This window comes from Nonomuraea sp. NPDC052129 (genome assembly GCF_040680095.1).
In the GTDB taxonomy this organism is placed as follows: domain Bacteria; phylum Actinomycetota; class Actinomycetes; order Streptosporangiales; family Streptosporangiaceae; genus Nonomuraea.
The window spans coordinates 184497-191880 of the sequence record NZ_JBFAVX010000022.1; the positions used below are offsets into that span (position 1 = coordinate 184497).

Below are 7384 nucleotides of genomic sequence, written 5' to 3' on the forward strand. Positions count from 1 at the left end.
CTGCCTCCGTCACCATGATCTCGCCAGGATGGGTCGGTTCCTTTGCCCGCCCTCTGGAGTTTTCATGTCTCGACGCACCCTCGCCGTCGGCTTCTCGCTAGCCACGGTCCTCACGGCGACGGCTGTCCCCAGCGCAGCCGCCGAGCAGGTTTCGGTCTCGTTCCCCTCGGCCAAGTTCCCGCTGGGCGTGCCGGCCGTACCGGCCAAGACGATGACCAGCGTGGCGCCGGGCATCGACCTCTGGAACGTGAAGGCGGGCAAGGCGACCGACGGCTTCACCGTCACGGTCCTGATGCCGAGCGGCCGCGACTATGGCATGCAGCAGACGGCCGAGGCCAAGGTCGCCGAGGTCGAGGCCACGGGCGAGACGGCCAGCCTGCAGAAGGTCGTCCGGCCGAAGGTCGCCGACGCCGACGCCCAGACCGTCTACATGGTGCGGGTCGGCCTCTGGAAGTTTGAGGAGAAGGACAAGGCCGCCGAGACGGCCAAGAAGCTCAAGGACGCCGGTCTGAAGGTCAGGGTCGACTACGTCGGCGACGACGGCATGAAGACCACCGGGCCCTGGGACGTCAAGGTGGTCATGATCGACGCCAGGAAGTTCCGCGGCTCGTACACCTCCACGCTCGGCACCAGCGTCGCCGCCCGCGAGACCGTCTCCTCGATGGCCAAGGCCAACAAGGCGCTCGCGGCCGTGAACGGCGGCTTCTTCAACATCCACACCGCCAAGAACCTGCGCGGCGAGCCGGTCGGCATCTCGGTGGTCGGCGGCAGGCTGCTCAGCGAGGCCGTACCGGGCCGCTCCGCCGTCGTACTCAAGGGCCGCACGGCCCGCATCACCGAGCTCAAGTCGACCGTGACCGCGATCGCGCAGGACGGCCAGAAGCTGGTGGTCAACGGCGTCAACCGCGCCGCGGCGGCGGACGAGCTGATCCTCTACACCGCGGAGTACGGCGCCAAGACGCCCACGGACAACGGCGCCGACGCCGTGCTCGACGCCAACGACAAGGTCGTGGCACTACGCGCGCCGGGCGCCGAGGTACCGGCCGGGTCCCGGGTCCTGCACGGCTCCGCCGGAATCGCCGCCGAATGGCTGAACGCGCACGCGGCGGAAGGCGGAACCGTCAAGATCGACACCAAAGTCGTGGACGTACGGGCGGGCAAGGCACTCAAGCTGACCCCCGACCTCAGCGTGATCGGCGGCAACGTCGGCCTGGTCAGGAACGGCCAGGTCAAGATCACCGCCAAGCGCGACGGCCACGACTCCGTGAACATGATCCTCCGCCGCCACCCGCGCACACTGCTGGGCACCACCCGCAACGGCAGCCTGATCCTGGCGACCATCGACGGCCGGCAGCCCGGCGTGTCGGTGGGGGCCAACTTCATCGAGGCGGCCCAGTTCATGCGCTGGCTGGGCGCCAAGCAGGCAGTCAACCTGGACGGCGGCGGCTCCACCGCGATGGTGGTGGGCAACAAGCTGGTCAACCGCCCGTCCGACGGGGTGGAGCGCGGCGTCGGCGACGCCCTACTGGTCCTGCCGAAGTAACCACCCACCCGTCTTACGAAGAGACCCCGACCATGACGGTCCGTCCCCTTCCACCCCCGGAAGGGGACGGCCCACCCAGGACCCCAACCACCACGGACCGCGCCCCCGCTACCCCGAAGCGGGTATGACCCCAGCCACCACGGACCGCCTTCTTTCGCTCCCCGAAGGGGGAATCCCTCCTCGGAGACCCCGGCCACGACGGACTGTTTCCTTCCACCCCTCGGAAGGGGGGAATCCCTCCTCAGGGACACCAACCATCACGGACCGTCCCCTTCCTTCCTTTGGAAGGGGATATCCCGCCCAGGACCCCAACCATCACGGACCGCCCCCTTCCGCCCCTCGGAAGGGGGGAATCCCTCCTCAGGGACACCAACCACGACGGACCGTCTCTTCCACCCCCCCGAAGGGGGTATTCCTTCAAGGGACCCCAGCCACCACGAACGTTCACAGGGCTAGAGACGGTCGTGTGACGGACCACCCGGGGATCCAGCGGTCACCGCACCAGCCAGGCGAGCACGGCCAGGCAGGCGAGCACGGCCCAGCCGCGCCCACCCAGACCACCGGCGCACCAGACAACGGCCCTTCAGGGTCCTGCGACCCATCAACCCGCCGCACGCTCCACCAGCGGCCGCCGACGCCGGGCGGGGTCCGACAGCGCCGGCGGGGTCCAGGCGCCGTCCGGGTGGTAGACGTTGGTCCCCGGCGGCACAATCTCGTCGATCCGCTCAAGAACCGCGTCGTCGAGCGTGAGCGAGGCCCCCTTCAGCAACGACTCCAACTGCTCCATGGTCCTCGGCCCAGTGATCACCGACGTGACCCCAGGATGCGCCGCACAGAAGGCCACGGCAAGCTCAGGCAGCGAGCATCCGAGACCGTCCGCGACCTCGGCCAACTCCTCCACCGCGTCGAACTTGGCCACGTTCCCAGGGATCGAGGGGTCGAACCGGGCCGGCGTGAGCGAGGCACGGCCGGTGGTGAGATCGATGGCCTGCCCCTTCCTGTACTTGCCGCTCAGGAAGCCGGCCGCGAGCGGGCTCCAGGTCAGCACCCCCATCCCGAGCCGCTGGCAGACCGGCAGCACCGAGGCCTCGATCCCCCGGGCGAGCAGCGAATAGGGCGGCTGCTCGGTCCTGAACCTCTGGAGGCCCCGGCGCTCGGCGACGTGATACGCCTCGACGATCTCGTCGGCCGGAAAGGTCGAGCAGCCGAAGGCGCGGATCTTCCCCGCGCGTACCAGGTCGGTCAGCGCGGAGAGCGTCTCTTCGATGTCGGTCGTGTGGTCGGGACGATGCACCTGGTAGAGGTCGATCCAGTCGGTCCGCAGACGCCGCAGGCTCTCCTCCACCTCCTTGACGATCCAGCGCCGCGAATTGCCGCTCCGGTTGCGGCCCTCCCCCATGGGAAAGTGCACCTTGGTGGCGAGCACGACGTCGTCGCGGCGTCCCTCGAGCGCCTTGCCGACGATCTCCTCGGACTCACCCGCGGAGTACATGTCCGCGGTGTCGATGAAGTTGATCCCCCGGTCGAGCGCGGTGTGAATGATGCGGACACAGTCATCGTGGTCCTTGTTGCCGACAGCCCCGAACATCATCGCGCCGAGACAGTGGACGCTTACTTCTATGCCGGTGCCGCCGAGAGTGCGGTAACGCATGGTCATGCGCGGCATCCTAGGATCTGGAGTCGACTCTAGATCAAGCCCTAACCTGTACGACATGCCGGATATTTTGAGCATTGGGCAGGTCGCGGAGCGGACCGGGTTGAGCGTTCACACGCTGCGCTTCTACGAGCGCGAGGGCATCCTGCACAGTCCGGTGCGCCGCGGGGCCGGCGGGAACCGCGTCTACAGCGAGCAGGACATCGAGTGGCTGACCTTGTGCATGGTCCTGCGCGCCTCCGACATGCCGCTGGCGGCGATCCGCCGCTACACCGAGCTCGTCAGGGAGGGCGCGGGGAACGAGACGGAACGGCTCACCCTGCTGAGACGGCACCGCGAGTATCTGACCACCCAGATGGCGAACCTCAGCGAGTGCATGGACCTGATCAACTACAAGGTCGGCGTGTACGAGGACCTCATCGACGAGGGCGCGGCCGACCACTCGTGCAACAGGGAAGCTCTCCCGGCGGACGAAGGGCCAGGCTAGGGCACTATTGAGGAATCTCGGCACCCGACGGCAGACCGTCCGCGACATGGGCGTCGTAGTGCTCACGCCACGACTCGGCGCTCTTGCCGTGCGGCCCGTCGGCCGGCTGCCCGGCCACGACCTTGTCCAGCTCGGCCAGGCAGACCGCCCATCCTGCCGCGTTGCGCGCCGCCGCGTCCTGCGCCTGGATCACGTTGACCAGCGTGAACGTACACCCACCAGCACCGTCGGGCGCCAGCTCCAGCCGCAGCTCGTCACCGCCCCACGTGAAGGCGAAGCACCGCGGCGGATCCCAGACCAGGATGGTGCCGGTGATGCTGTCCATATGCGGGTCGCCGGAGAACTCGATCTTCCCGCCTTCCCGCGCGTCCATCGTCACGTTCTGCGGGAACCAGTGAGTCAGCTCGCCCGGCTCGGTCACCGCCCGCCACACCCGCTCGATCGGGTGGGGGTACGTGCGCTGGAAGCGTACGGCCGGCCGTCCGTCGATCTCGACGTATGTTCCGCGGTCCATCATGACTCCTTGCCTATGTCTGCGCCTGTGCCCATCTCATCGAGGTGGCGCCCGAGGGTGTCGAGCCGGTCGTTCCAGAGCCGCCGGTACGGGGCCAGCCACTGATCGAGCTCGGCGATCGGCTCCAAATCGATCGCGTAGATGCGACGCTGCGCGTCCTTGCGCACCCGGACCAGCCCCGCCGCCCGGAGCACCCGGAGATGCTTGGACGCGGTCGGCTGGGTGACACCGAGCTCGTCGACCAGCTCCGTGACCGACCGATCACGCTCACGCAGCAGATCGAGCACCGCTCGCCGATGGGGATCCACGAGAGCCGCCCAGATCACATCGCTCATACCAGCAAACATACCTCATGGCGTATGTACGCATCAAGGCATGTAACATTAACGCGGGCCGGGGAGGCTCTCCCTACCTACGTCCAGAAACCGAGCAACCAGCGGATTCGCATCATCCCGCCGCCAGCACATGGCCACCGTGGTGCGCGCGCTGTCCGGCTCGATCCGGCGATAGGCCACCCCCTTGAGCCTGATCCGCCGCACGCTCGCCGGGGCAAGGGACACCCCGAGCCCCGCCTCGACCAGCGCGGAGACCGTCGCCCACTCCACCGCGTACTGACCGATGCGCGGCTCGAACCCCACCGACCGGCACAGACCCACGATCCGATCGTGAACCGTCGGCCCCGCGTCCCGGTTCAGCAGCACGAACGGCTCCTCCGCCAGCGCCGCGACAGGAACCACCCGTCGGCTGGCGAGAACATGGCCAACCGGCAGAACCACCACGAACTCCTCCGAAAGCACAACCTCAGCGGCCAGCCCCGGATCGTCAGGCGGCTCCCGCAGGAGCCCGACGTCGATCGAACGCTCAAGGAGTGCGGCCACCTGCGGCGCCGTCGTCATCTCCGTGATCTCCATCTCGACCCCGGGATAGCGATCCCGGTAGGCCCGCAGCATCCCCGGCAGGATCGTCAACGCCAGCGACGCCGCGAACCCGACCCGAATGCGCCCGGCCTCTCCCCCACCGACGCGCCGCGCCGCCTCCAGGCCGTCCGCGATCTCGCCGAGCGCACGCCGAGCGGCAGGCAGCAGTTCGTGCCCCGCCGACGTCAGAACGACCCCACCGGCCCTTCGCTCGAACAGCGGATGCCCCACCCTCTCCTCCAGCCGCCTGATCTGCTGACTCAAGGGCGGCTGCGCGACACCCAGCCGTACGGCGGCCCGCCCGAAGTGCAGTTCCTCGGCCAGAACGGCGAACGCGTAGAGCTGATGCAGCGCGAGTTGAGGGCGTTCCATACGCGCAGAGATATCACATCATTCACTGAAACGTCTTAGACGTATCACGGCAGTTCGCCTACGGTTCGGCGTATGACAGAAGCACGACGCGCGATCTTCAGCGGCTCCACCTTCGAGGAGCAGATCGGATATGCCCGAGCCGTGGTGGACGGCGACTGGGTCCACGTCTCGGGGACCACCGGGTTCGACTACGCGACCATGACGATCTCCGACGACGTGGTCGAACAGGCCGAGCAGTGCCTGCGCAACATCGGGACCGCGTTGATGGAAGCAGGCTGTACCTTCGCCGACGTCGTCCGGGTCCGCTACCTGCTGCCCGACCGGGAGGACTTCGAGCCGTGCTGGCCGACCCTCCGCCGCTACTTCGGCGAGATCCGCCCGGCGGCGACGATGCTCGTGTGCGGCCTCTCCGATCCCCGCATGCGCTTCGAGATCGAGGTGTACGCACGACTCCACGGAGCGCTTGCGGTGTGAACGCACACTGCTCCGCGCAGGGGCACCCGCATGGGCAATGCGGTTGCGTCAGTTCGTGTGCACGGCCAGGTACTTCTCCAGGTGGGCGGACAGCATGATCCAGGCGGGCGGCCTTGAGATTTCCAGGCGGACGGTCATGCGGCGTCTGGGTGGGCGGACAGGTCAGGATGGTGATGGACGTGCCGCGCCGCTGCCGGATCCTGGCCGACGCCTACGGATGTCAGACGTCGACCGTTCCCGGCTCGTCGAGGTGTTCGCGCTGCGGACCCGGTGGGCGTGGTTTCTGATGAAGCAGAGAGCCGAGGAACGGGGTGGTCGCTGGGCATGGATGTGGGATGAGGGCATCGGCGATGAGATCGAGCGGTGCGAGGCCTGGCTGGATCGGCCATGGCGCGGTCATCGAGGCGGCGCTGAGCGCACCGTAACCCCCTGTTTCATCTGGTCGGGCCTCATTCCGGATGAATCATCACTACGTTTCAGCGTGCTGGCATGCCGTCGCCATGGCACTCCACCGCGGTCGCTGACCTGAAGCAATCAGCATGCCGCCATAAGGGACGAGCTCTATGATCAGTTCGTCCTGATCGTTGAGATTCGGAGAAGATGTCAATCTCATGCGCCGCGCCATGGTCCTTCTGGGTGGCGTCGCCCTCGCCATCGGCGCGTTCACCCTCTTCTACCGGGGCCCGGGACAACCGTTCATCCGCGGTTACGTGAGCGACGTCGGCGCCACCATGCTGGTCTACGCGTTCTTGGGGCTGCTGTGGCGCACCACCGCCGCACGCCGCACCCTGGCCACGGCCGCGATCGCCGCCGCCGTCGAGTTCTACCAAATAGTCGGCATGACCCCGCCGGGCATCGGCGGTGTCCTGGTCGGCGCGTTCCCCGACCCATGGGACCTGGTCGCCTATGCCATCGGCGTGGTCGCGGCCCTGGCCTGGGAACGCCGATTGGTCCGATCCAATGATCAGACCGGCTGACTCTCGGACGCCACCCCACCGGCACGCTGACGGTACGGATGCCCCCACAGCCGCGCAGCTCACAGCACGGCGCACCCCATCCGGGCGGGGACGCAACCCGAGTAGCGCCCCGGCATCGTGTCGTACGCATAGGCGTAGGAGTTGGCCGGCTTGCCGGGTCGGAACAATCGAACCTGCCGGCCTTGTAGCCGAAGCTGCCACCCGCGTAGCCGCTGTTGGACTTGGCGGTCACGCTGCCGTTCCCAGTACACCGCGTCAACGCAGAAAAGGGCCCCCACGCGCCACGCGCAAGGCCCCGCAACGCGAAAAAGGGCCCCACGCGTATGCGTGGAGCCCTTTCCCGTGTTCAACGATTGTCCGGCGGTGACCTACTCTCCCACACCCTCCCGAGTGCAGTACCATCGGCGCTGGGAAGCTTAACTTCCGGGTTCGGAATGTAACCGGGT

8 protein-coding genes and 1 rRNA gene are annotated in these 7384 nt (G+C 67.7%); 4 read left to right on the forward strand and 5 right to left on the reverse strand.

Annotated elements, in window-relative coordinates:
* Window positions 1-64: 64 nt before the first annotated feature.
* Window positions 65-1543: a phosphodiester glycosidase family protein gene (locus tag AB0L53_RS37795; RefSeq protein ID WP_364004702.1), complete on the forward strand. Its 1479-nt coding sequence runs from the start codon at window positions 65-67 to the stop codon at window positions 1541-1543.
* Between the two features lie 601 nt (window positions 1544-2144).
* Here the strand turns inward: AB0L53_RS37795 and AB0L53_RS37800 are convergent.
* Window positions 2145-3200, reverse strand: a complete 1056-nt coding sequence (locus AB0L53_RS37800) for an aldo/keto reductase (protein ID WP_364004705.1) — start codon at window positions 3198-3200, stop codon at window positions 2145-2147.
* Window positions 3201-3255: 55 nt separating this feature from the next.
* Between AB0L53_RS37800 and AB0L53_RS37805 the strand changes: the two genes are divergently transcribed.
* Window positions 3256-3684, forward strand: a complete 429-nt coding sequence (locus AB0L53_RS37805; RefSeq protein ID WP_364004708.1) for a MerR family transcriptional regulator — start codon at window positions 3256-3258, stop codon at window positions 3682-3684.
* Window positions 3685-3688: 4 nt separating this feature from the next.
* Here AB0L53_RS37805 and AB0L53_RS37810 read toward each other — a convergent pair whose 3' ends face one another.
* The 3 genes from AB0L53_RS37810 to AB0L53_RS37820 are packed head-to-tail and all read right to left on the reverse strand — an operon-like array spanning window position 3689 to window position 5487.
* Window positions 3689-4201: an SRPBCC family protein gene (locus AB0L53_RS37810; protein ID WP_364004711.1), complete on the reverse strand. Its 513-nt coding sequence runs from the start codon at window positions 4199-4201 to the stop codon at window positions 3689-3691.
* Entirely contained in the window at window positions 4198-4533 is a 336-nt protein-coding gene (locus tag AB0L53_RS37815; protein ID WP_357946386.1) for a metalloregulator ArsR/SmtB family transcription factor, read from the reverse strand. The genes AB0L53_RS37810 and AB0L53_RS37815 overlap by 4 nt, the downstream gene beginning before the upstream one ends.
* Window positions 4534-4581: 48 nt before the next feature.
* Window positions 4582-5487, reverse strand: a complete 906-nt coding sequence (locus tag AB0L53_RS37820; protein WP_364004714.1) for a LysR family transcriptional regulator — start codon at window positions 5485-5487, stop codon at window positions 4582-4584.
* Window positions 5488-5559: 72 nt separating this feature from the next.
* Here AB0L53_RS37820 and AB0L53_RS37825 point away from each other — a divergent pair, with 72 nt between their 5' ends.
* Both AB0L53_RS37825 and AB0L53_RS37830 read left to right on the forward strand, forming a co-directional pair.
* Window positions 5560-5961: a RidA family protein gene (locus AB0L53_RS37825; protein ID WP_364004717.1), complete on the forward strand. Its 402-nt coding sequence runs from the start codon at window positions 5560-5562 to the stop codon at window positions 5959-5961.
* 611 nt (window positions 5962-6572) lie between these two features.
* The gene (locus AB0L53_RS37830; protein WP_364004720.1) at window positions 6573-6938 is read left to right on the forward strand and encodes a DUF2809 domain-containing protein; all 366 of its coding nucleotides are present in this window, start codon (window positions 6573-6575) and stop codon (window positions 6936-6938) included.
* Window positions 6939-7293: 355 nt separating this feature from the next.
* Here AB0L53_RS37830 and rrf read toward each other — a convergent pair.
* Window positions 7294-7384 (reverse strand): 5S ribosomal RNA (rrf, locus tag AB0L53_RS37835); the annotation flags it as partial.